This window comes from Actinomadura sp. 7K507, from assembly GCF_004348425.1.
Taxonomy (GTDB): domain Bacteria; phylum Actinomycetota; class Actinomycetes; order Streptosporangiales; family Streptosporangiaceae; genus Spirillospora.
Genome location: NZ_SMKK01000034.1, coordinates 1 through 23,062, shown reverse-complemented (window position 1 = coordinate 23,062; position 23,062 = coordinate 1). Strand labels below are relative to the sequence as shown.

General features: G+C 69.4%; 21 protein-coding genes. 5 read left to right on the top strand and 16 right to left on the bottom strand.

Annotation, left to right across the window (positions count from 1 at the left end; all coding sequences use genetic code 11):
• Positions 1–133 precede the first annotated feature (133 nt).
• Positions 134–523 carry an ATP-binding protein gene (locus E1285_RS10560; RefSeq protein WP_165966542.1) on the top strand — a complete coding sequence of 130 codons (390 nt, stop codon included), beginning with the start codon at positions 134–136 and terminating at the stop codon, positions 521–523.
• The gene (locus E1285_RS10555) at positions 508–858 is read left to right on the top strand and encodes a hypothetical protein (RefSeq protein ID WP_132150629.1); all 351 of its coding nucleotides are present in this window, start codon (positions 508–510) and stop codon (positions 856–858) included. Before E1285_RS10560 ends, E1285_RS10555 begins: the two co-directional genes overlap by 16 nt.
• An 18-nt stretch (positions 859–876) precedes the next feature.
• Here the strand turns inward: E1285_RS10555 and E1285_RS10550 are convergent, their stop codons facing one another.
• The 6 genes from E1285_RS10550 to E1285_RS47240 form a co-directional block, all read right to left on the bottom strand.
• Positions 877–1,803, bottom strand: coding sequence for a hypothetical protein (locus tag E1285_RS10550; protein WP_132150627.1), 927 nt, complete (start codon positions 1,801–1,803; stop codon positions 877–879).
• A complete protein-coding gene (locus E1285_RS10545; RefSeq protein WP_132150625.1) occupies positions 1,800–2,237 on the bottom strand; it encodes an SAV_915 family protein in 438 nt (145 codons plus the stop codon). The genes E1285_RS10550 and E1285_RS10545 overlap by 4 nt, the downstream gene beginning before the upstream one ends.
• Before the next feature lie 11 nt (positions 2,238–2,248).
• Positions 2,249–3,439 carry a hypothetical protein gene (locus E1285_RS10540; RefSeq protein ID WP_132150623.1) on the bottom strand — a complete coding sequence of 397 codons (1,191 nt, stop codon included), beginning with the start codon at positions 3,437–3,439 and terminating at the stop codon, positions 2,249–2,251.
• Between the two features lie 34 nt (positions 3,440–3,473).
• Positions 3,474–3,755, bottom strand: coding sequence for a hypothetical protein (locus E1285_RS10535; protein WP_132150621.1), 282 nt, complete (start codon positions 3,753–3,755; stop codon positions 3,474–3,476).
• 332 nt (positions 3,756–4,087) lie between these two features.
• Positions 4,088–4,369, bottom strand: a complete 282-nt coding sequence (locus tag E1285_RS10530) for a helix-turn-helix transcriptional regulator (protein ID WP_132150619.1) — start codon at positions 4,367–4,369, stop codon at positions 4,088–4,090.
• A gap of 17 nt (positions 4,370–4,386) precedes the next feature.
• Positions 4,387–5,094, bottom strand: coding sequence for a type II toxin-antitoxin system RelE/ParE family toxin (locus tag E1285_RS47240; protein ID WP_243722710.1), 708 nt, complete (start codon positions 5,092–5,094; stop codon positions 4,387–4,389).
• Positions 5,095–5,109: 15 nt separating this feature from the next.
• Between E1285_RS47240 and E1285_RS10520 the strand changes: the two genes are divergently transcribed.
• Entirely contained in the window at positions 5,110–5,904 is a 795-nt protein-coding gene (locus E1285_RS10520) for a HEAT repeat domain-containing protein (RefSeq protein WP_207946518.1), read from the top strand.
• 64 nt (positions 5,905–5,968) lie between these two features.
• On the opposite strand, the gene E1285_RS10515 is transcribed toward E1285_RS10520, so the two are convergent.
• Together E1285_RS10515 and E1285_RS10510 are read right to left on the bottom strand one after the other, a co-directional pair.
• The gene (locus E1285_RS10515) at positions 5,969–6,199 is read right to left on the bottom strand and encodes a hypothetical protein (RefSeq protein ID WP_132150617.1); all 231 of its coding nucleotides are present in this window, start codon (positions 6,197–6,199) and stop codon (positions 5,969–5,971) included.
• Positions 6,200–6,301: 102 nt separating this feature from the next.
• Positions 6,302–6,961, bottom strand: coding sequence for a TetR/AcrR family transcriptional regulator (locus E1285_RS10510; RefSeq protein ID WP_132150615.1), 660 nt, complete (start codon positions 6,959–6,961; stop codon positions 6,302–6,304).
• 70 nt (positions 6,962–7,031) lie between these two features.
• Between E1285_RS10510 and E1285_RS10505 the strand changes: the two genes are divergently transcribed.
• Positions 7,032–8,555 (top strand): serine hydrolase domain-containing protein, encoded by a 1,524-nt coding sequence (locus E1285_RS10505; RefSeq protein ID WP_132150613.1) that lies wholly within the window; start codon positions 7,032–7,034, stop codon positions 8,553–8,555.
• Here E1285_RS10505 and E1285_RS10500 read toward each other — a convergent pair.
• Complete coding sequence (locus tag E1285_RS10500; RefSeq protein WP_132150611.1) at positions 8,524–9,321, bottom strand: ABC transporter permease; 798 nt, start codon at positions 9,319–9,321, stop codon at positions 8,524–8,526. The genes E1285_RS10505 and E1285_RS10500 overlap by 32 nt on opposite strands.
• Positions 9,318–10,307, bottom strand: a complete 990-nt coding sequence (locus E1285_RS48130; RefSeq protein WP_279510042.1) for an ABC transporter ATP-binding protein — start codon at positions 10,305–10,307, stop codon at positions 9,318–9,320. Before E1285_RS48130 ends, E1285_RS10500 begins: the two co-directional genes overlap by 4 nt.
• 69 nt (positions 10,308–10,376) lie before the next feature.
• Between E1285_RS48130 and E1285_RS10490 the strand changes: the two genes are divergently transcribed.
• Complete coding sequence (locus E1285_RS10490; RefSeq protein WP_132150609.1) at positions 10,377–11,132, top strand: TetR/AcrR family transcriptional regulator; 756 nt, start codon at positions 10,377–10,379, stop codon at positions 11,130–11,132.
• Positions 11,133–11,222: 90 nt separating this feature from the next.
• Here the strand turns inward: E1285_RS10490 and E1285_RS10485 are convergent, their stop codons facing one another.
• The 6 genes from E1285_RS10485 to E1285_RS10460 all read right to left on the bottom strand — a co-directional run.
• Positions 11,223–15,095: a DNA-directed RNA polymerase subunit beta' gene (locus tag E1285_RS10485; protein WP_132150607.1), complete on the bottom strand. Its 3,873-nt coding sequence runs from the start codon at positions 15,093–15,095 to the stop codon at positions 11,223–11,225.
• Between the two features lie 20 nt (positions 15,096–15,115).
• Entirely contained in the window at positions 15,116–18,583 is a 3,468-nt protein-coding gene (gene rpoB, locus E1285_RS10480; RefSeq protein WP_132150605.1) for a DNA-directed RNA polymerase subunit beta, read from the bottom strand.
• 375 nt (positions 18,584–18,958) lie between these two features.
• Complete coding sequence (locus tag E1285_RS10475) at positions 18,959–20,143, bottom strand: hypothetical protein (protein WP_132150603.1); 1,185 nt, start codon at positions 20,141–20,143, stop codon at positions 18,959–18,961.
• On the bottom strand, positions 20,140–20,619 hold the full coding sequence (locus tag E1285_RS10470; RefSeq protein WP_243722708.1) for a hypothetical protein: 480 nt from the start codon (positions 20,617–20,619) through the stop codon (positions 20,140–20,142). Before E1285_RS10470 ends, E1285_RS10475 begins: the two co-directional genes overlap by 4 nt.
• A gap of 19 nt (positions 20,620–20,638) precedes the next feature.
• Entirely contained in the window at positions 20,639–22,105 is a 1,467-nt protein-coding gene (locus E1285_RS10465; protein WP_132150599.1) for an MlaD family protein, read from the bottom strand.
• Positions 22,102–23,062, bottom strand: a 961-nt coding sequence (locus E1285_RS10460; RefSeq protein ID WP_132150597.1) for an MCE family protein, incomplete at its 5' end; no start/stop codon positions are given. The genes E1285_RS10465 and E1285_RS10460, both read right to left, overlap by 4 nt.

The window sequence follows — 23,062 nt, the reverse complement described above, 5'->3', positions numbered from 1 at the left end:
CCAACCAACACCCAAGCGGCGCGGACGCACGGAACCTGACTTGCCTCGCATGGCCTGCGGTTTGTGACGCAGAGTACTTCGAATGTGGCTGACTGTCGCTGGGAATGCAGAACTCGACCAAAGGTGGTGCCCGATGCCTCCGACAGCTGTTGCGCCTGAGGTGCCGACGATCGTCCTCGAACCGTCCGAACGGGCGCCCTCGCTGGCGCGGAGGTTCGTCGCGGAATGGTTCCGGGAGTGGGGGATCGCGGACGACTCGGATGCGCGGGTCGTCGTCTCCGAACTCGTCACGAATTCCCTGGTGCACGGGGACGGGCCGATCGTCGTCCGGGTGCTGCGGGACGAGCGCGACGGCCGTCCCGTGATCGAGGCGTGGGACGGCGGAGAGGGGCGGCCGGCGATCCAGCCGGAAGATCACGCCGCCACGTCCGGGCGCGGGCTGCTCATGGTGTCGCAGCTCGCGGTGGAGTGGGGCACGCGGCCGCTGCTGGAAGGAGGCAAGCTGACGTGGGCGAAGTGCTGAGGGCGGAACGCGCGATACTGCTCCTGCGGACGCGAACGGGACGAAAGACCACCATCCGGTACCTCGACACCCTGGCGGTGGCGCTGCGGCCGCAGGGCTGGCGGTTCGTCAAGCTCTACCGGCCCGCCCCGATCCCGCTTCTACGCGTCTACGCCAACGGGACCGAGGAGATCGGGATCGTGGTGAGCGTCCTCGCCACGCCAGGCGGCACCTGGGGCTACCACGAGGCTCGGCGCGGACGTCGCGGATACCTCTCCCCCTGCGGCGACGCGAAGGCCGCAGCGGAAGTGGTGGACGGCCTCCTCAAGCACCGCATGTACCCGTCCACCTGGTGAAACGGCGCGATGGTGCGGCTAGTTCTCCGTCGTGGTCCTGCGGGCCAGGATCTGTTCGCGGGCCTTCTCGGCTCGGGGGGCGGCGAAGATGCGCCAGCACAGGCGGTAGGCGTGGACGCCGCCCGGCAGCCACGTGATGAGGAGGCCGATGAGCAGGCCCGCGGTCGCCCATTCGATCGCCGCGCCCGAAGACGGCACGAGGACCGCCGCGACCAGGAAGGCCGGAATCGGGACGGCGTACGCCACGGAACCCAGCGCGAGCCTTGTGGAGTGCAGGCGCCGGGCGGCGCGGCCGACCGCGAACGGGGTGAACAGCCCGAAGCTGAAAAAGGGCAACAACGCCCAGATCACGCTCCGCGCGGGCGGCTTGGGCGGATCGGTGTGCAGGACGGGCAGGTCCAGCGTCCTGCGGGTGAACCTGTCCAGGGCGAGCCGGCCGTTGCGCGCCGACTGCGCGATTCCGTCGTGGACGAGTTCCCAGAGGCGGCGGTTCTGCTGGATCGTTCCGGTCTGTATCGAGATCCTGCGGCCGTCGGCGTCCTCAAGTTTGAGGCTGTTGAAGCCGTAGTAGGCCGCCGCCCGGATCGACACCAACTCGGTCGTGTTCACCCATGTCCCGCCGTGGCGGAACCAGTCGGCCCCGGCGGCGAGCGGACGGCCACGGAAGTAGGGGACGCTCAGCAGCGAGATCCCACCCAGTAGCAGCCACCACCAGAACGTCCCCATCCAGCCGATGCCCTGCTCCTTCACGGTCAGGAAGAGGACCAGGACGGTGAAGACGTAAGTGATGGCGGGCCGGAAGCCGTCCTTCCACCAGCGCGGGTTGTGCCAAGCCAGCGCCGGACCATGCCCGACCGGAGGGATCGGCGCGATATTGCCGGTCGGCTCCCCCGGGGTGGGTGGAGCGGCCGGTGAGTCCGGCGGTGGTGGTTCGCGATTCCTCATGGCTCCCGGCGTGGCGCGTCCCGTCCCTGGTCGGAGTCGGAGCTCGCGTCACCGTTGCCGGTGTCTCGGCGTAGCTCCATGGGCAGTTCCTCGTTCCATAGCAGAACGTCGGCTCCGGCGACACCGGGCAGCTCGTCGATGTTCTCGGTCCGGAACGCGACCCACGGCTGCTTCTCGCCGCAGCAACGTACCAAGTCCTCCAGCGACGAATACGCCAAGGTCGCCAGCTCGCCATCGACCGTGTTCACCAGCTTGACCATGGCGTTCTCGTCCCCCGGCGACAGCTCGACCTCCGTGGGCACGAAGGCCGTCTCGCCCAGGACCTGCTCGTCCGACCCGCCAGTGATCACCTCGGGGGCGACCTCGGCATCCGACTCGAACCAGCCCTGGTCGCCGTAGGCACGGTCTTTCTCGTCCGGCTTGTCCGCAGGCATCCGTCACCGCCTCAGTCGAATGGGTTGAGCGAGCTGACCACGTCCTTGGCCCCGTCCGCGACGGCTTCCGCGCCCGAGCTGATCGAGTCCCAGTTGGCGTCGATCGCCATGCTGGCGCCGAGGCCCACGCCGGCACCGACGATCGCGCCCACCGCGGTGCCCACCACGGGGACGGGGATCGCCGTACCGATCACGGCGCCCGTCGCGGCGCCCGCGAGGATCCCGCCCCCGGTGGACGTCGCCGCCTGCGCGGCGCTTTCCCGGCCGGAGGTGTAGTCGTTGATGCCGCCCAGGACCGCGATTCCCGCCCCGACGAACGGAACGGCCTTGCCGACCTTGGCAAACTTGCTGGCCTTGGCCGCATAGTTGTTGGCCGTGGCCCCGTGGCCGGCGGCCCTCTGCGCGGCGGTCTGCGCGGAGGCCAATGCGCTGCCCTGCCGGATCGAGTTCGTGAGCCTCTTGACGAACCGGAACCGGTTAATGCGCTGATTCCGCAACGCGTCGTACTTGGCGCGCGCGGTGGCCGCCTTCGTCTCGTACTTGTTCTGCAGGCCGCGGAACTTGCTCTCTTTCCTGCCGGCCCCGTTGGCGTACGCGGCGAACCCCGCACCGGCCAGGCCGGAGGTCAGGTCACCGGTGAAGATGGTGTCGTTCCTGGACAGGACGTTGAGGAACCTTTTCAAGTTCTCAATGGCCTTGTCCTCTTCCTCACGCGCGGCCCGGACGATCTCGGCGGCGTCTTTGTAGGCCTTCTCCTGGTCGTTGTACTCCGTGACCGCGGCCTCGGCTTCCCTGTGCGCCGTGCGCTCCGACCGTGAGGGGTTGTCACCCAGGGGCTCGGGAGAGGGCGGCTTCTTGGGCGGGTGGATCGTATCGCCGGTCACGGTCAAACCGGCGTCCGTCGCGATCGTCTTCGCCCGCTCCATGTCCTTCTTCACCGAGGACAGGGCGTCGGCATGCGCGTTCAGCTTGCCCTTGACGTCGTCGTACTCATCGGCGATCGCGGCGATCCGGGGCCTGACGCCTTCGACGGTCGACCGGAACCCTTCGGAGGCCGGACCGTCCCAGCCGCCCTTGGACCCCGTCCCCGCCTGATGGGTCAGCCGAGCGCCCTCGTCCAGGCGGCCGGACATCGTCCCCAACCACTCGGCCGTCGAGCGGATGCTGCCAGGGTCGCCTTCGACTTTGGTCTGCAGAGTCACCGGAACCTCCATCCAGCGCTGGTGCGGCGTGGTCTCAGCCCGCGCGGTTGACGCCCGCCGTCACCCCGTCCTCGTTGGTGATGTAGACCCTGCGGTTGTCGGTGACGGCGCTGCTCATCGCGGACAGCCCCTCAGCGACCTTCGCCGCCCCGCCCGAGAGCAGGCCGAGCGCGCTGAGCACCTCACCGGTGACCTCGCCCGCGTCGGGCTCGGGGGGAGCGTCAGGCCCGTCCTCGACCTTGCCCGACGCGCCATCCAGCTTGCTGGTGATGCCCGAGAAGTCGCCGTCGGAATACTTCGTACCGTCGAAACCCATTGGCTGTCCCTCCACCTGGTGGCTGTTCTGCACATGGGAGGACGAAAAGTCCACAGTCATCCGCCAGGGCCTGCCGCGCACTTGTTCTGGGAGCCTTCATGCGGCTTCGACCCTGCGCACACCCAGCATGTGGCCGGCTGCAAGGGCGCCACGCTAGCATTCATGCCGCCAAACCTGTAGATGATCAAGAAAAACGCCTACAACCAGCGACTTCACCCGCCGAAACGGCCCCGTAGGCCAAGCTCTACCGGCCCGCCCCGCTTCCGGACGGCCTCCTCAAACACCGCATGGACCCGTCCACCCGCCAAGCCGACGTCCGGTCATGTCATGCGTCAGGCCGCGTGCGGGACGAAGGCCACTTCGAGAGTCGCGTCCAAGGCGTGCGCCAGCCGGTCGAGAACCCGGATGGTCGGTTCCGTACCACCCGCTTCGAGCCGGGACAGCTGAGACTGCGTCATACCGCTCCGGCGCGCCAACTCGACCTGAGTCAGCCCAAGCTCCAAGCGCCGCTCTCGCACCGCCTTGCCCAGTTCATAGGCATAGCGGGCCGCCTGGTACTCCTCGCTTTGCCGATCCTCATCGGTAATCACCAACTTGGAGTGCTCGTCGCTCATACCCAGCTCCCGCAGTCTCACTGATCTCTGCGATCGTAGATCTCGCCCGCCATGCCGTGCTCTGCCTCACAGACCTTTTTCGCTCGCTTTGCCCTGTCGACCTCCGCGGTCTCCACTGGACGGGTCTTGCAGAACACGGTCAGGAGCACCACACGTCGTCCGGGCGCCAGCCAGTATGTGATGCGAGTCGCCTGCCTACCCATGTAGAAACGCAACTCCCGCACGCCTTCACCAAGGTGACGAGAGTACGGCTCGCCCAGTGTCGTCGCATTGCCAGCCAGTAAGTCGGCATAGAACATCACATGTCGATACTCCCCCAGGGACAGCGCGTCCAGCCAAGCTCGTACCTCGGGCTCTACTTCGATCACATAGGTGTCGTCCATAGCAGCTACGCTATATTCATCAGATGCTATCAGGTGCCGGCTTCGCCGAATAGCCGCGATCGTCCGGGCCGAGACCGGGTGGCCGAGGCGGCGCGCGGACAGGCTGGCCCCGCGCAGCGCGGCCAGTGCCGTGCGGCCCCAGACGGGGTCGCGGCGGTGGCTGGGGGCAGTGGTCGCCAGCCCCTGGGTCGGCAGGGCGGTCAGGTCGTCCTCGGCGTCGCTCGGTGCGAGCTCCAGTCGTACCGCCGCAGCCCACGCCGCCGGGCCCCATCGGACGCCGTGTGCGGCGAAGATCGGGCCGGCCCGGTTCCACCGGGCGACCTTGTCCGGCAGTTTCCTCACCTAACATGCCGGTTCATGGCGATGTTCGTGCATTTGACGTCGGCCGCGAACGCGCCGCGCATCCGACGGTCCGGGATCCGGGCCGCCGACCACGGGCCGGACGGCGAGCGCGGGGTGTACTGCTTCCCGGTGTTGCGGTCGTACACCCTCACCCACCAGTGGCTGCGTGAACTGGCCCGTTTCGGCGGCCGGGGCAGGCTCGTGGCCGTCCACCTGCGGCTGGACGACGACGAGCAGGTGCTGGTCGGGCACTACGGGGACCGGACGCGCTCCACCGTCGCCGCGGCCGAGGCGGTCCGGTGGATCGCCGCGCTGGACGACCCGCGCGGGTGGGAGGTCTTCGTACCCCGGGCGGTCCGGCCGCGTGAGGTGCACCGGATTCGCGCCGCGCCGCAGGTCGTGGGCTGGCGGTACAAGCCGGACGCGCATGGTCGCCGTCCCTGCACCTGCTTCGGATGCCGGGTACGCGGAGAGTACGGGTCCCGGCGCCTGCGCGAGCGGCTGCCGCATCCGCAGGACGGTCCGCCGCCGCCCGCCAGAGTGCTGCTCGCCAGCGTGACGGCGGCCGGCGACCCGGGAGACCCGGCCGTGCTGCGGGAGGCACTGCACTGGTTCGGCATGCGCCGGCGGGGCCCGCTCGACCAGCTGATCCGCCTTGCCGCCCACCCCGACCCCGGCGTCCGGGAGGACCTGGTGTGGGCGGTCGCTCGCTGGACCACCCCCGGGGTCACCGAGCTGCTGGACGGTCTCGCCGGCGACCCGGACCCGGACGTCCGGGAGGCGGTGGAGGCGGCCCAAGAGTCGCGGTGATCAGCCTTCAGATGGCGCGAAAGGGCCCGCCGGGAGACGGGCCCCTTCTTGTGCGTGCGGCGGGTTAGGCGAAGGCTCGGCACTCCACCGTGGCTCGGCGTTCGGTCATGCCCTGCTGGGTCGCGGCGGTCACGCACTGCTGCTGCTTCTCGTTCAGCTTGGGCTGGCCGCACTCCTTGACGCTCGAATACGTGCGGCAGTCCTGGCGTGCGGGCTCGTGGGGCGACGACTGCGCGGCGGTCGCACCGCCCACACCGGTGACGCCGACGGCCGCGGCGACCAGTACCCCGGTCATGACCCTCTTCATACTTCCTCCCCCGTCGTGCACATCAGCCAACGGCCGTCACCATGCCCTAGGCATCTGACGACAAAACACCCTCAAGGTCAAAGAAAACGACTAAACGCCCAGGTCATCGCCCTGGGATGCCGGGGACGCGGTGTACTGGCGGCATTCGCCGGTGAAGACGGCGGCGAGTTCGGTTTCGATGATCGCAGGGGCGACGTCGTTCAGCTCGGCCGGGTCGCGGTAGGCCTGCATCGCCAGCCCCTCCGTCACGGCGGCGAGGCGGACGGCGGCGGGGCGGGGGTCCAGGTCCGGCTCGACCTCCCCGCATTCCTTGCCGTTGTGGACGGCCCTCGCGAGATCGTCGAGCAGCGTGCTGGAGGTCGCCATGTCGATCTCGGCCAGGGCCGGGGCGTCGAGGGCGCGGCCGGCGAACGCCTTGGCGACGCGGAACTCGGCGCGGCGCTTCTCGTCCAGGGGGAGGAACTCGGCCAGCGCCTCGGACAGAACCCATGAGATGGGCTGCCGGTGCTCGATCCCGGCCTGGATGCGTTCGTCGATCCGGCCCCGGATCGACGCGCTGACGTGGTTGAACGCGTGCAGGAGCATCTCGTCCTTGGTGCGGAAGTAGTGCTGCACCAGGCCGACGGAGATGCCCGCGGCGCCTGCGGTGCGGGCCACGGTGACGGCGTCGAGCCCGTGCTCGGAGATGAGGTCGCAGACGGCCACGGCGATCTGGCGGCGGCGCTGCTCGTGATCGGCGGTTCTCGGCACTTGATAACCATATCGTCGTACGGTAAAACCGTATGACGATACGGTTATCCCCTCCTCGCAAGGACCTCCGATGCGAATCCGACGTCCGTGGCGGCTCGTCGCGGCCCTGCTGGCAACCCTTCTCTGCATCCCGATCACCCCCGCCTCCGCGCAGCCCGACCGGTACGCCACGATCGACGCCTACGTCCGCGACCGGATGGAGGCCACCAGCGCACCCGGGCTCGCCTACGCCGTGGTCGGCCCCGGCGGCCCGATCCACCAGCGGGCCTGGGGGACGGACGGGCACGACGAGCGCGTCACGGCCGAGACCCCGTTCCTCTGGGGGTCGGTCGCCAAGCCCGTCACGGCGACCGCCGTCATGACGCTCGTCCAGTCCGGGCGGCTGGGGCTGGACGACCGGGTCGTCGATCATCTGCCGCGTTTCCGGTTCGGAGGCTCGGCGCACGCGTCCGAGGTCACGATCCGTCACCTGCTCGGCCAGACCGCGGGGATCCCCGCGGCGGCCACGTTCAAGGTCACCGACTGCCACGGCTCGGGATGCCCCCGCCCGGCCGAACGCCTCGACGCGCTCAACGACGTGACGCCGCTCGGGCCTCCCGGCACCGAGTACGCCTACAGCAGCGCCAACTACCTCGCCCTGTCCGCCGTCGCCGAGTCGGTCACCGGACGCCCGTTCGCCGACCACCTCCGGCGCACCGTGCTCGGACCCGCCGGGATGGACGGCGCCATCGCCGACGCCGCCTCGGCCCGGAAGCGGAACCTGCCGCCCGGACACCAGCTCCTCTGGGGGTTTCCAGCCGCGACCTCGGACGGGTACGACGACCACGGCGCCGCCTACGGCTACCTGGGCGGCGACCTGAACGACCTGGCCGCCTTCGCGGCACTGCAACTCCGAGCGGGGAAGGGCGCAGGTACCGTCCTCACCGATGAGTCCGTGCGGCTCATGCGTCAGGAGGGCAGCGCCGGAGGCTCGGGGACGGGCTACGGACTGGGCTGGCGGGTCGGAGGGCTGGAGGCTCCCCTGGACGATGCGATCTGGCACACGGGCGGAACCCCCGGCTACTCGGCGATGCTGTTCCTGCTGCCACGGCAGAACGTCGCCCTCGTCCTGCACCAGAACCTCTACGGCCTCATGCAGGACAAGGCCGTCATGCAGGCCGGCTTCGGTGCCGCCCTCCTCCTCGCGGGCGGCGAGCCCGCCGCCGCGCCCTCGGCGTCAGTCCATCACCTGACCGTCTGGGGCCTCACCGCGCTGGCCGCCGTGCTGCTCCTGGCGGCGGGACGTTCGGCGCTGCTCCTGCGCCGCCCGGCGGTCCCCGCCACACGGCGACGCCTCGTCACCGTGACCTCCGCCTGGGTCGCGATAGGCGCGCTGCCCGGGGTCGCCGCGATGACGCAGTCCGGCCAGATCCGCCCGCTGATGATCTGGGTGCCCGACGCCTTCGCCGCCGTGTGCGCCGCGGCCGTCGCCGGTGCCGCCACCGCACTCCTGCGTCTCGTCCTCGCCGTCCGCACCCACCGGCACTCCCTCTCGCCCCGGACGAGCGGGGCCTCGGAAGGCATCAAGCGCGGCGAACGAGCGCGCGGACGCTGATCAGGAGCCCGAGCGCGCACCAGGCCAGCAGGACGGCGAATTCCCGCCAGCCCGCGCTGTAGGTCTGCGACAGCAGCCCAGCGCGGAGCAGGTCGGCGGCCGGGCGGAACGGGAGCACGTCGTGGACCGACTGGAACCACTCGGGCAGCCGGGTCTCCGGGAAGGTGATCGGCGAGAACAGCAGCACGAAGAACACCAGCACCTGGCTGATGAGCTGGGCCAGCAGCGGAGGCAGGAGCACGGCGACCGCGTAGCCGACCGCGGCGGCCATCACCGCCGTCAGGACGGACGCGGCCACCAGCATGGGCCAGTCGAAGCTGTAGGCGAAGTCGTAGCGCAACCGTGCCGCGACCACCGCGACAAGGACGGAGGGCAGCGCGACGAGCGTCCACACCGTCAGGTCGGTCAGCAGCAGCAACGCGCGAGGCACCGGCAGGGCGCGCAGGTAGGTGAACGTGCCGCTGGTGCGTGACTGCGCCACGCCCTGGGGGACCATGACGAGGCCCATGACCATCAGCAGCACGGTGGGGGCGCCCGTGGAGAGGAATTGGGCGGAGCGGGTGTCGATGCCGGGGATGAGGAACCCGAAACCGAGGATGACGCCGGCGGCCAGCAGTGCCTGGACGACGATGATCAGCGGCAGCATGGCGCCGGTCTGGGCCATGGTCCAGCGCAGAAGGGTTCCGTAGGTCGTCCAGAGGGCGGTGCGGGGCGGGACCCCGGCGGGCACCCGCGCGGGTGTCGTGACGGTCGTCGTCTCAGTCATCGGTGCTCGTCTCGGTCATCGGTGGCGGTCTCCCTGGTGGTGGCGGCGAGGTAGACGTCTTCGAGGGTGGTGGGGGCCAGCGCGTAACCCTCGATGCGCTCGTCCGAGCGCAGGGTCGTGGCCCAGGCGACGGCGGCCTCGGCGTCGGGCGCGCCGAGGGTCAGCAGCACCCGCCGGCCGGCCCGCACGCGCCGGGTCACCGGGATCGGCACATCGGTGAGGGGGTCGGACGGGTCGGCGCCGCCGGGATGCAGCGAGAGCTCAAGCCGCAGGTCGTGGTCGCCCGTCCCCCGGAGTCCGCTCGGGGACCCGGCGGCGACGACCTCGCCGCGGTCGAGCACCACCAGCTCGTCCACCACGCGCTCGGCCTCCGCGACGTTGTGGGTGACGAGCAGGACGCCCGCCCCGCCGTCGCCGAGCCGGCGGACGGTTTCCCACAGGCGCCGCCGCCGGGCCGCGTCGACGTCGTTGGTCGGTTCGTCGAGGATGACCAGCGGCACCGGCGCGACCGCGGCCATGGCGAACGCGGTCAGGCGGCGCACCCCGCCGGACAGCCCGCCGCCGTCCGGTGTGGCCCGCCGGTCGAACCACTCGCCGATGTCCAGTTCGTCGGCCAGGGTGCGCGCGGCGGCCCTCGCGTCGGCCCGGGACATGCCGCGCAGCCGCCCGGCGATCTCGATCGCTCCCCTGGGGGTGAGGCCGTCGATCGGCGCCTGGGCCTGGGCCTGGAGCGCCACGCAGCGGCGTGCCGTCGCCGGGTCCGCGACCGCGTCCGCACCGGCCACCCGGATCGAACCGCCGTGCGGCTTGAGCAGCCCCACGACCTGCGAGACCAGCGTGGTCTTGCCGGCGCCGTTGTGTCCCAGCAGCCCGACGACCTCGCCGGGCCGGACCCGGAGGCCGACCTGGTCGTTCGCCACCACCGAGCCGAACCGTCTCGTGAGGCCTTCGACCTCCAGCACCGCGCCCATCGCGCCTCCCAGCATCGAGATACCGTCGGTATTTGGATACTATTGGTATCCCGATACCGAGGGTACGTCAACTAGGCTGCGTACATGGATCGCCACTCGACGCCCGCCGCGCGGGTGCGGCGGAGCCGCGCCGAGCGCCAGCGCGAGACCCGCGACGCGCTCACCCTGGCCGCACTGGTGGCGTTCGCCCGCGACGGCTACCACGGCGCGAGCCTGGAGGCCATCGCGGGCGATGCCGGGTTCTCCAAGGGCGCCGTCTACTCGAACTTCGGCGGCAAGGCGGAGCTGTTCCTGGCGGTGATGGACTACAGCCTGCAAACGCTGCGCGGCGATGACTGGGACCCGTTCGCGGCGGCGGAGACGGGCGACGACCGCGCACCGCAGCAGGGCGAGCCCGGCGCACCGGAGCAAGGCCAGACCGGCGCGGCGGAGCAGGGCGAGGCCGACGCGGCGGAGATGGTGCGCGGCTTCGGCCTCGCGACGCTGGAGTTCATCACGACCGCGGCCCGCGACGCCAGCCTCATCGACTCGCTCCGCGCACGGTCCCAGGTACTGATCGACGCCTACGAACGCGCCGCCGCCGCGCGACGGCCGCCCGGCGAGGATCTCCCCGCCGACGACGTCGCGCGGCTCATGGCCGCCCTCGACCAGGGCATATCGGTACTCGCGCTCAGCGGCGTCGCCTCCGCCGGCGACGCGCTGCTGCGCACCGGCCTGCGCCGGCTCGTGGACCCGGCGAACGCCGCGAACGAACCGCCCCCGGCACGGGACGACACCACCTCGCGGCTACCGGACGTCGACCGCGTCCAACGCCTCATCCACGACACATCCGAGCCCTGACGTCCGCGGCACGGGCCCGCAAGCACGGGCCCGCAAGCACGAAGGCCGCCGCCCGCGTGCTGCGGGCGGCGGCCTTCGTGCGTGCGTGAACTACCGGTTGTACTGACCGAAGTCGTACTCCTCCAGCGGCACGGCCTCGCCGGAACCCGAACCGAAGGCGTACTCGGCGCCGTCGTCGTAGGAACCGACGGAGTACACCGCCGCCTTGGCCTCCTCGGTCGGCTCCACCCGGACGTTGCGGTACTGCGGCATGCCGGTACCGGCCGGGATGAGCTTGCCGATGATGACGTTCTCCTTGAGGCCCAGCAGCGGGTCGCTCTTGGCGTGCATCGCGGCCTCGGTGAGCACCCGGGTCGTCTCCTGGAAGGACGCCGCCGACAGCCACGACTCGGTCGCGAGCGAGGCCTTGGTGATGCCCATCAGGACGGGACGGCCGGCGGCGGGAACCCCGCCCTCGGCCACGACGTTCCGGTTGCGCCCCTCGAAGATCGGCCGCTCGATCAGGTCACCGGGCAGCAGGTCGGTGTCGCCCGACTCGAGGATGTTCACCCGCTTCAGCATCTGGCGGACGATGATCTCGATGTGCTTGTCGTGGATCGACACGCCCTGCGACCGGTAGACCTCCTGGACCTCCTGGACCAGGTGGAGCTGCACGGCGCGGGGACCGAGGATGCGCAGCACCTCGTGCGGGTTGACGGCACCCGCGATGAGCTGCTGGCCGACACCGACGCGCTCGCCCTCCTTGACCAGGAGGCGGGACCGCATCGGCACCTGGTAGGCGATCTCCTCGGCCCCGTCGTCGGGGACGACGACGACCTTCCGCGACTTCTCCGTCTCGTCGATCTTGACGCTGCCGGCGACCTCGCTGATCGGGGCGACACCCTTGGGGGTACGGGCCTCGAACAGCTCCTGCACACGCGGCAGACCGTGCGTGATGTCGCTGCCCGCCGCACCACCGGTGTGGAAGGTGCGCATCGTCAGCTGCGTGCCGGGCTCGCCGATGGACTGCGCGGCGATGATGCCGACGGCCTCACCGACGTCCACCCGCTTGCCGGTGGCCAGCGAACGGCCGTAGCAGGCGGCGCAGACACCGATCTTGGCCTCGCAGACCAGGGCGCTGCGGGTGCGGACCTTGTCCACACCGGCCTCGACCAGGCGGGACACGACCGAGTCGGCCAGGTCGGTGTCGGCCGGGAAGATGACCGTCCCGTCGACGACGACGTCCTCGGCGATCGTGCGGCCGACCAGGCTGGTCTCCGACGTGGCCAGCTTGACCAGCGTGCCGTCGGCCATCCTGTCGGCGACCTCGAACGGGATCGTGCGGTCGGTGCCGCAGTCGGTCTCCCGGACGATGACGTCCTGCGCGACGTCCACCAGGCGCCGGGTCAGGTAACCCGAGTCGGCGGTGCGCAGCGCCGTGTCGGCGAGGCCCTTGCGGGCGCCGTGCGTCGAGATGAAGTACTCGACGACCGACAGGCCCTCGCGGAACGACGACTTGATCGGACGCGGGATGGTCTCGCCCTTGGGGTTGGAGACCAGGCCGCGCATACCGGCGATCTGGCGGAGCTGGAGCGGGTTGCCTCGGGCGCCCGACTGGATCATCATCCAGATCGGGTTGTCCTTCGGGAACGCGTCCTCCATGTCCACCGCGACGTCCGCGGTGGCCTTGTTCCAGATCTCGATGAGCTCCTGCTTGCGCTCATCGTCGGTGATCAGGCCGCGGTTGAACTCCCGCTGCACCTTCTCGTCGCGCGCCTCGTAGCCGGCGAGGATGTCCTGCTTGTTCGGCGGCGTGATGACGTCGTCGATCGCGATCGTGACACCGGACCTGGTCGCCCAGTGGAACCCGGTGCTCTTCAGCGCGTCGAGGGCCGTCGCGACGTCGACCTTCGGGTACGTCTCCGCCAGCTCGTTGACGATCGCCGACAGCTGCTTCTTGCCGATCTCGTCGTCGACGAACGGGTAGTCCGCCGGCAGCGTCTCGTTGAACATCGCGCGGCCGAGCGTCGTCTCCAGCCGGTACGGCCGGCCGGAGTCGTAGCCCTCGGGCGCGATCCAGTCGCGCGGCGGCGGGACGTCCTTCAGCCGCAGGCTGATCCTGGCCTGCAGGTCCAGCTCGTTCCGGTCGTAGGCCATGATCGCCTCGGCGATCGACCCGAACGCGCGGCCCTCGCCCTCGGCCCCGTCCTTCTGCGTCGTCAGCCAGTACAGGCCGATGACCATGTCCTGGGTGGGCATGGTGACGGGCTTGCCGTCCGACGGCTTCAGGATGTTGTTGGTCGAGAGCATCAGGATGCGCGCCTCGGCCTGGGCCTCGGCCGACAGCGGCAGGTGCACGGCCATCTGGTCGCCGTCGAAGTCCGCGTTGAACGCGGTGCAGACGAGCGGGTGGATCTGGATGGCCTTGCCCTCGACCAGCTGCGGCTCGAACGCCTGGATGCCGAGACGGTGCAGGGTCGGCGCCCGGTTCAGCAGCACCGGGTGCTCGGTGATGACCTCTTCCAGCACGTCCCACACGACCGGGCGGGCCCGCTCGACCATCCGCTTGGCGGACTTGATGTTCTGCGCGTGGTTGAGGTCGACGAGCCGCTTCATGACGAACGGCTTGAACAGCTCCAGCGCCATCTGCTTGGGCAGGCCGCACTGGTGCAGCTTGAGCTGCGGGCCGACGACGATGACCGAACGGCCCGAGTAGTCGACGCGCTTGCCCAGCAGGTTCTGCCGGAACCGGCCCTGCTTGCCCTTGAGCATGTCGGACAGCGACTTCAGCGGACGGTTGCCCGGCCCGGTGACCGGGCGGCCGCGGCGGCCGTTGTCGAACAGCGCGTCGACGGCCTCCTGCAGCATCCGCTTCTCGTTGTTGACGATGATCTCGGGCGCGCCCAGGTCGAGCAGGCGCTTGAGCCGGTTGTTGCGGTTTATGACACGGCGGTACAGGTCGTTCAGGTCGGAGGTCGCGAAGCGGCCGCCGTCCAGCTGCACCATCGGACGCAGGTCCGGCGGGATCACCGGGATGCAGTCCAGCACCATGCCGAGCGGGCTGTTGCGGGTGTTGAGGAACGCCGAGACGACCTTCAGCCGCTTGAGGGCGCGGGCCTTCTTCTGGCCCTTGCCGGTGCGGATGACGTCGCGCAGCTTCTCGGCCTCGGCGTCGAGGTCGAAGTTCTGCAGCCGGGCCTGGATGGCCGCGGCGCCCATGCCGCCCTCGAAGTACTTGCCGAAGCGGTCGCGCATCTCGCGGTAGAGCAGCTCGTCGCCCTCGAGGTCCTGGACCTTGAGGTTCTTGAAGCGGCTCCAGACCTCGTCGAGGCGGTCGATCTCGCGCTGCGCGCGGTCGCGCAGCTGCTTCATCTCCCGCTCGGCGCCGTCGCGCACCTTGCGCTTCTGGTCGGCCTTCGCGCCGGCCTCCTCCAGCTCCGCCAAGTCGCCCTCCAGCTTCTGCTGGCGGGCCTCGACCTGCGCGTCGCGGGCCTGCTCGATCTGCTGGCGCTCCACGGAGATGTGGGCCTCCAGCGTGGGCAGGTCGCGGTCGCGCTTCTCGGCGTCCACACTGGTGATCATGTAGGCCGCGAAGTAGATGATCTTTTCGAGATCCTTCGGGGCCAGGTCCAGCAGGTAGCCGAGCCGGGACGGGACGCCCTTGAAGTACCAGATGTGCGTGACCGGCGCGGCCAGCTCGATGTGGCCCATCCGCTCACGGCGCACCTTGGCGCGGGTCACCTCGACGCCGCAGCGCTCGCAGATGATGCCCTTGAACCGGACGCGCTTGTACTTGCCGCAGTAGCACTCCCAGTCCCGGGTCGGACCGAAGATCTTCTCGCAGAAGAGCCCGTCCTTCTCCGGCTTGAGGGTCCGGTAGTTGATCGTCTCCGGCTTCTTCACCTCGCCGTGCGACCACTGGCGGATGTCGTCAGCGGTCGCCAGGCCGATGCGTAGTTCGTCGAAGAAGTTGACGTCAAGCAACAGATTTCCCCTTGAGTTGATCAGACCTCTTCGACACTGCTCGGCTCACGCCGGGACAGGTCGATGCCGAGCTCCTCCGCCGCACGGAAGACGTCCTCGTCGGTGTCGCGCATCTCGATCGACATGCCGTCGCTGGAGAGCACCTCGACGTTCAGGCACAGCGACTGCATCTCCTTGATGAGCACCTTGAAGGACTCGGGAATGCCGGGCTCGGGGATGTTCTCGCCCTTGACGATGGCCTCGTACACCTTCACGCGGCCGAGGACGTCGTCGGACTTGATGGTCAGCAGCTCCTGGAGTGCGTAGGCGGCGCCGTACGCCTCCAGCGCCCACACCTCCATCTCACCGAAGCGCTGGCCGCCGAACTGGGCCTTACCGCCGAGCGGCTGCTGGGTGATCATGGAGTACGGGCCGGTCGAGCGCGCGTGGATCTTGTCGTCGACCAGGTGGAGCAGCTTGAGGATGTAGATGTAGCCGACCGAGACGGGCTCCTTGTAGGGCTCGCCGGTGCGGCCGTCGAACAGCCTCGCCTTGCCGCCCGGTCCGACCAGCCGGTCGCCGTCGCGGTTCGGCAGCGTGCTCTCGATCAGGCCGGTGACGTCGTCCTCGCGGGCGCCGTCGAACACCGGCGTGGCGGTGTTCGTCCACGGCTCGGCCTCGTCGGCGCCGATCGCCTTGAGGGCCTTCTTCCAGTCCTGGTCGTCGCCCTCGACCTTCCAGCCGCGGGAGGCGACCCAGCCGAGGTGGGTCTCCAGGACCTGGCCCACGTTCATGCGCCCGGGGACGCCCAGCGGGTTCAGGACGATGTCGACCGGGGTGCCGTCCTCCAGGAACGGCATGTCCTCGACCGGCAGCACCTTGGAGATGACGCCCTTGTTGCCGTGCCTGCCGGCCAGCTTGTCCCCGTCGGTGATCTTGCGCTTCTGGGCGACGTACACCCGGACCAGCTCGTTCACGCCGGGCGGGAGCTCGTCGCCCTCGTCCCGGGAGAACACCCGGACGCCGATGACCTTGCCCTGCTCGCCGTGCGGCACCTTCAGCGAGGTGTCGCGCACCTCGCGCGCCTTCTCGCCGAAGATCGCGCGCAGCAGCCGCTCCTCGGGGGTCAGCTCGGTCTCGCCCTTGGGCGTGACCTTGCCGACCAGGATGTCGCCGGGGACGACATCGGCGCCGATGCGGATGATGCCGCGCTCGTCGAGGTCGGCCAGGACCTCCTCGGAGACGTTCGGGATGTCCCGGGTGATCTCCTCGGGGCCCAGCTTGGTGTCGCGGGCGTCGACCTCGTGCTCCTCGATGTGGATCGAGGACAGGACGTCGTCCTGCACGAGGCGCTGGCTGAGGATGATGGCGTCCTCGTAGTTGTGGCCCTCCCACGGCATGAACGCCACGAGGAGGTTCTTGCCGAGCGCCATCTCGCCGTCGTCGGTGCAGGGACCGTCGGCGACGACCTGACCGATCTCGACCCGGTGGCCCTCCTCGACGATCGGCTTCTGGTTGAAGCAGGTGCCCTGGTTCGACCGCTTGAACTTGGCGACGCGGTAGGTCGTCCGCGTGCCGTCGTCGTTCATGACGGTCACGTAGTCGGCGGAGACCTCCTCGACGACGCCCGCCTTCTCGGCGGTGATGACGTCGCCGGCGTCGGTCGCGGCACGGTACTCCATGCCGGTGCCGACCAGCGGCGCCTCGCTGCGCAGCAGCGGGACGGACTGGCGCTGCATGTTGGAGCCCATCAGCGCCCGGTTGGCGTCGTCGTGCTCCAGGAACGGGATCATCGCGGTGGCGACGGAGGTCATCTGCCGCGCCGAGACGTCCATGTACTGGACCGCCTGCGGCGGGACGAGCTCGACCTCGGCGCCCTTCTTGCGGATCAGCACGCGGTCGTCGACGAACGTGCCGTCGTCGTTGATCAGCGAGTTGGCCTGGGCGATGATGAAGCGGTCTTCCTCATCGGCCGTCAGGTAGTCGATCTCTTCGGTGACGATGCCGTCGGTGACCCGGCGGTACGGGGTCTCGACGAACCCGAACGGGTTGACGCGGCCGTACGCGGCGAGCGAGCCGATCAGGCCGATGTTCGGGCCTTCCGGCGTCTCGATCGGGCACATGCGGCCGTAGTGGGACGGGTGGACGTCGCGGACCTCCATGCCCGCCCGCTCGCGCGACAGACCACCGGGACCCAGCGCGTTCAGGCGCCGCTTGTGCGTCAGCCCGGCCAGCGGGTTGGTCTGGTCCATGAACTGCGACAGCTGGCTGGTGCCGAAGAACTCCTTGATGGAGGCCACGACCGGCCGGATGTTGATCAGGGTCTGCGGCGTGATCGCCTCGACGTCCTGAGTGGTCATCCGCTCGCGGACGACACGCTCCATCCGGGCCAGGCCCAGGCGGACCTGGTTCTGGATCAGCTCACCCACCGTGCGCAGGCGCCGGTTGCCGAAGTGGTCGATGTCGTCGACCTCGATCGGCACGGCGACCGCCCCGAGGGTGGCCTCCTCCTCGCCGGCGTGCAGCCGGACGAGGTACTCGATCGTGCCGACAATGTCGTCCTCGGTGAGGGTGCCCTGCCGCATCTCCAGGTCGAGGCCGAGCTTCTTGTTGATCTTGTAGCGGCCGACCTTGGCGACGTCGTAGCGCTTCGGGTTGAAGTACAGGTTCTCCAGCAGCGTCTGCGCGGACTCGCGCGTCGGCGGCTCACCCGGGCGCAGCTTGCGGTAGATGTCGAGCAGCGCGTCGTCCTGGCCGGACGTGTGGTCCTTCTCCAGGGTGACGTTGATCGACTCGTAGGAGCCGAAGCGCTCACGGATGCGCGCCTCGTCCCAGCCGAGCGCCTTGAGCAGCACCGTGACGGGCTGCTTGCGCTTGCGGTCGATGCGCACGCCGACGTTGTCGCGCTTGTCGATCTCGAACTCGAGCCAGGCGCCACGGCTCGGGATGACCCGGCAGCCGTAGATGTCCTTGTCGGACGCCTTGTCGAGGGCGCGGTCGAAGTAGACACCGGGCGAACGGGTCAGCTGCGAGACCACGACGCGCTCGGTGCCGTTGATGATGAAGGTGCCCTTCGGGGTCATGAGCGGGAAATCGCCCATGAACACCGTCTGGCTCTTGATCTCACCGGTGGTGTTGTTGATGAACTCCGCCGTGACGAACAGCGGGGCGGAGTAGGTCATGTCCTTGTCCTTGCACTCCTCGACGGAGTACTTGGGCGGCTCGAACCGGTGATCCCGGAACGAGAGGGACATGGTTCCGGAGAAGTCCTCGATCGGACTGATCTCTTCGAAGATCTCCTCCAGGCCCGACTGTGTCGGGACGCTCTTACTTCCGGCCTTCTGGGCCGCCTCGACCCGGGCCTTCCACCTCTCATTGCCCAGCAGCCAGTCAACGGAGTTGGTCTGCAGAGCAAGGAGGTCCGGGACTTCGAGCGGCTCCTTGATGCGCGCGAAGGAGACGCGGTTCGGACCGGTTGCGGTATTCGAGGCGTTGCGCGAGGCTGCCAAGAGTGGTCCTTCCGAGGGCTCGCGGCGTAACTGGTAACACGCACGCCAGACGGTCCACGTCCGAGACCTGCACAGACGGGCCCGAAAAGGGCCAAGGCAGGGGTGCTCTCACACGCGGATAGTCAGAGGGCAGCGCAAAGGGGCAGTGTAGCCGACTGGTACACCGCTCGCAACTCTAGCGCCGCAGTATGCATCACGTTGTCATGGAGCATCGCCCCTCAGCGCCTCTCAGTCAAGAGCGGACTTGGACTTTTCGGGCCCTGACCTGCAGTGAGGAAGGCCATAGTTTATTGCGGGAAGACCCCGGTGTGTACCTAGCGCGGACGGCGTCGGCCGAGGTCGTCGGCCGACGCCGTCGCGTACGTCAGGGGCGGGTCAGGACAGGACGATCAGTTCGGAGGCGAGCCACTTGTCGCCGTCCTTGACCATCGTCATCTTGATGCGGAGCGGCTCGGGGAGGCGCTGCTGCTTGTCGTCCTTGGTCGCCGAGGAGCGGTTGGCGTAGACCAGGGTCTCGACCTTGTCCGGCGACGCGTCGATCACGCCCACCTTCATCACCGTCGTGGTGGAGACGGCCTGCTGCTGGACGGCGACGGTCTTGAGCTGCTCGGCGAGCTTCTCGTACTCGCCGCGCAGCTTGCCGGTCGTCGTGGCGGACGCGGACTTCAGGTCGGAGTCGAGCGTCTGGAAGTCGTACGACGACAGCTTCTGGGCCGCGCGGGACGAGGCCATCGAAGCCTCCTTGGACGCCGCGTCGGTCGCCTTCTGCTCCTGCACCTTCAGGGCGAGCATCGTCGTGCCGACCCCCAGCGCGATCGCCAGGACGACCAGGACGCCGACGACCGACGAGAGACCGCCCGCACGGAACCGCCGACGGGACGTGACGGCCGCGTCGTCGTCCTCGTCCGCTTCGTCGTCGTCGGCGGCTTCGTCGTCATCGTCGTCGTCGCTCGCCTTCGGCGCCTTGACGGTCTTCTTGAGCTTCGGGCGGGCGGGCTTCGCCGGCTTGCCGTCGTCCTCTTCCGGTTCCTCGTCGGCGTCGGCTTCGGTTTCGGCCTTCGCCGGCTCCTCGGCGTCCTCGACTCCGGCGGTTTCGTCCTTACCGGACTCCGCTTCGTCCTTGCCGGACTCCTCGGAGTCGGCCTCGGACTCGGCCTCGACCTCGGACCCGGTCTCGGCGTCTGCGGAGGTCACCTCTGGGGCTTCTGAGTCTTCCTCTGCCGCGTCTTCGGTGTCGGACGGGACTTCGGAGACCTTCTGGGCCTTCTCGGGCTTCTCGGTGGACTTGGGAGCCTCGTCCGGCTCGTCCTCGGGCTCGTCGGCTTCGGCGGCGGCCTCGTCGGCCGCGATCTGGGCCAGCCGCGCGGCCTCCTTGGCCTTGGCGGCGGCCTCCTCCGCCAGGCGGGCCGCCTCGGCGGCCTCCTCGGCCTTCGCGGCCCGCTCCTCGGCCGTCGCCGCACGGTCGGCCGCCTCGGCGGCCTGCTCGGCGGCCTTGTCCGCCTTGGTCTGCGGCTTCTTCTTGTCCTTCGCGGAGCGCTTGCCCCGGCCGAGCATCGTCACGGGACAACCTCCAGTCCGGACACGAGCCAGCGGTCGTCGACCCGCGTCAGGTCCATCTGATAGCGGTACGACTGCGGCGTTCCGTTCTTCACCTTGTCGTTGGTGACCGTCCCGGTCAGGGAGACCATGACCTCGGCGGAGTCGTCGTCCATGGAGACCAGCGCGGCCTCGACGTCACTGACCGACGACTTGGCCTTGGCCTTGGTGACCTGGTCCATGAAGGCCTTCGACTGGGACGCCAGCTTGTTCTTCAGCTCGCCGGTGGTGCCGTCGACGATGCGGTCCAGGTCCTTCTGGGCGGTGTCGACGTTGAGCGACATGAGGTTGACGCCCATCTGCCGTCCCGACTGGATCGCCTTCGCCTGCTGGTCGGCCTCCTCCTTGTTCTGGAGGCTGATCACGCCGAGCCAGCCCGCCGCGACGGCCAGGCCGGCCACGACGACGCTCAGCACGATCAGGGGCAGCCGGCGCCGCATCAGATCCGCCCTCCGGAATTCACTGGCTCAGCGGACCGAGCAGGAGCCACTTCCACGAGTTTTCCTCTCCCAACTCACGGGTACCGGCGCTGCGCGGCATGGCGTAGCGCTTGCCATCGGGTCCGAAGACCGCACCGGTCGTTGGATCGTATCCAGCGAATTCGACTGAGTTCGCCGGATACGACAGGTACAGCCGGTTGTTCGTCAGCTGCGCGGTCGGGGCCACCGGCGCCTTGCCGTTGCCCTCGCCCTGGTCCTTGCCCTTGGCCTGCGACTTGCCGCCGTCCTCGTCGTCCTCGGCGGTCGCGCCGCCGTCCGGGAAACCGGCGCCCGCGGTGGCGCCGGGCGGCACCTGCGGGTACGGGGCGATGGCGTCGCTCGGGAAGTTGCGCGGGCCGCGCACGGCGGTGGGCGCGTCGTTCGGCGCCTTGCAGCCGGAGTCCAGGCGCGGCTTCTTCTTCTCGGTCTGCTGCGGCCAGCGGCGCTTCACCTTCTCGTAGCCCTCGGTGCACGGGGGCGGCGAGTCGATGTTCAGGGCGAGACCGAGGTGCTGCGTCCCGTCGCCAGGCGTGACGGTCTGCGCGCCCGCGACCGTCACCGGGTAGAGGATGAACAGCGAACGCAGGCCCGCCTTGCGCGACGAGATGATCTGGCCGGTGGTGGTGAGGTTCGCCAGGAAGACGGGCAGGGTCGGCGCGAGCTGGTTGATCGCCTTGTGCGTCTCGTCCACCGCGCCCGGCACGGCGTCGACGGTCCTGCGCAGGGCCGGGTCGTCGTTGCGGAGCGAGGTCGTCAGCTCGTTCAGGTTCCGCGCGAAGCCCCGGATGTTGGCGCCCTGCTCGCGCTGGGTGCCGAGGACGGTCACGCTGTTGTCCAGGAGGCGCTTGGTGTCGGGGTAGGACTCGTCCATCGTCTGCAGGATCCGGTCGGTGTCGTCCAGGATCGACTGCAGGTCCTCGGCGGAGCCGGAGAACGCCTTGTTCAGCTCGTCCACGATGACGCCGAGGTCCCTGGTGTCCACCGACCCGACGAGCGAGTCGACGTTCTGGAGCAGCTCGGCGGTCGACACCGGAAGCGTCGTGCGCTCGCGCGGGATCGTGTACGGGTCGCCCTCGTCCAGGTACGGCCCGCCCTTCTTGGCGGGCACCAGGTCGACGTACTGCTCGCCGACGGCCGACCGGTTCGCCACCACGGCCTTCAAGCCGTCGCGCGGGATGCGCTCGCCGCGTTCGAGCTCCAGCTTGACGCGGATGCCGTCGTCGGTCAGCTCGATCGGCCCGACCCGTCCGACCGGGACGCCCCGGTAGGTGACCTCGGCGTTGGTGAACACGCCGCCGGAGTCGGTGAGGTCGACGTAGCTGACGTACTCCCGGCCGAGCAGGTCGCGGCCGACCCCGATGTAGTTCACCAGCACGATCGACACGCCGACGACCGTGATGACCGCGAAGACGAGCAGCTGGAAGATGACGCCGCGCTTGAGGATCATGGCTGGTTCCCCTGCTGGTTCGTGCCGGGCAGGCCGGGCAGGCCCCCGGAGCCGCCACCGCCGCCGGACGACTGCGGCAGCACGCCCAGCGGGGTCTCGGGCAGCGTCACGTTCGGCACGTCCAGCATGCCGCGCATCTCCGTGCCGCTGCCGAGCAGGCCCTCCAGGTCGGTGCCGCCGAGGAGGTTCCGGCCCAGGGACTCGAAGTCCAGGTCGACGGTCAGGTGGACGTTGCCGTAGTCGCCCTCGATGACGTTCTGGAACGTGGCGGGGAACGGGAAGGTGATCAGCGTCTCCAGTGACTTCGGCAGGTCCGAGCCGGCCTTGTTGAGGTTCCGCAGGATCTTGTCGAGATCCTTGAGGTTGGCGAGCAGGTCGGCCTTGGACCGGTCGATCACGTTGGTGGTGGTGCGGCTGAGCTTGTTCAGCGCGACGAGCATCTTGGTGAGGTCGGCCCGGTTGCGGTTGAGGACGGAGATCGCCGGACCCGTCTTGTCAATGGTGTCCTGGATCGTCTTGCGCTCGGCCGCCAGCTTCCCGCTCAGCCGGTCGATGCTGTCCAGCGCCCGGGTGATCGCGGCCCGGTTGCGGTCCAGCGTCCCGGCGAAGGTGTTGACCCGGTGCAGCACCGACTTGATCGTGGACTCGCGGCCGCCCATCGCGGCCTGCAGCTCGTGGCTGATCGTGGAGACCTGCTCCAGCCCGCCGCCGTTCAGCAGCAGCGACATCGCCGACAGCACCTCTTCGATCTCGGTGCCGCGCGTCGTGCGGTTCAGCGGGATCAGGTCGCCCTCGCCGAGCTCCCCGGACGGGGCCTCGTTCTCCGGCGAGTCGAGCTGCACGAACTTCTCGCCGAGGAGGCTGGTCTGGCCGATCGTCGCAACGGAGTTGTCGGGCAGCTCGACGTCGCCGCGCACCTTGACGGTGACCAGCGCGTGCCAGCCGCGCTGCCCGCCC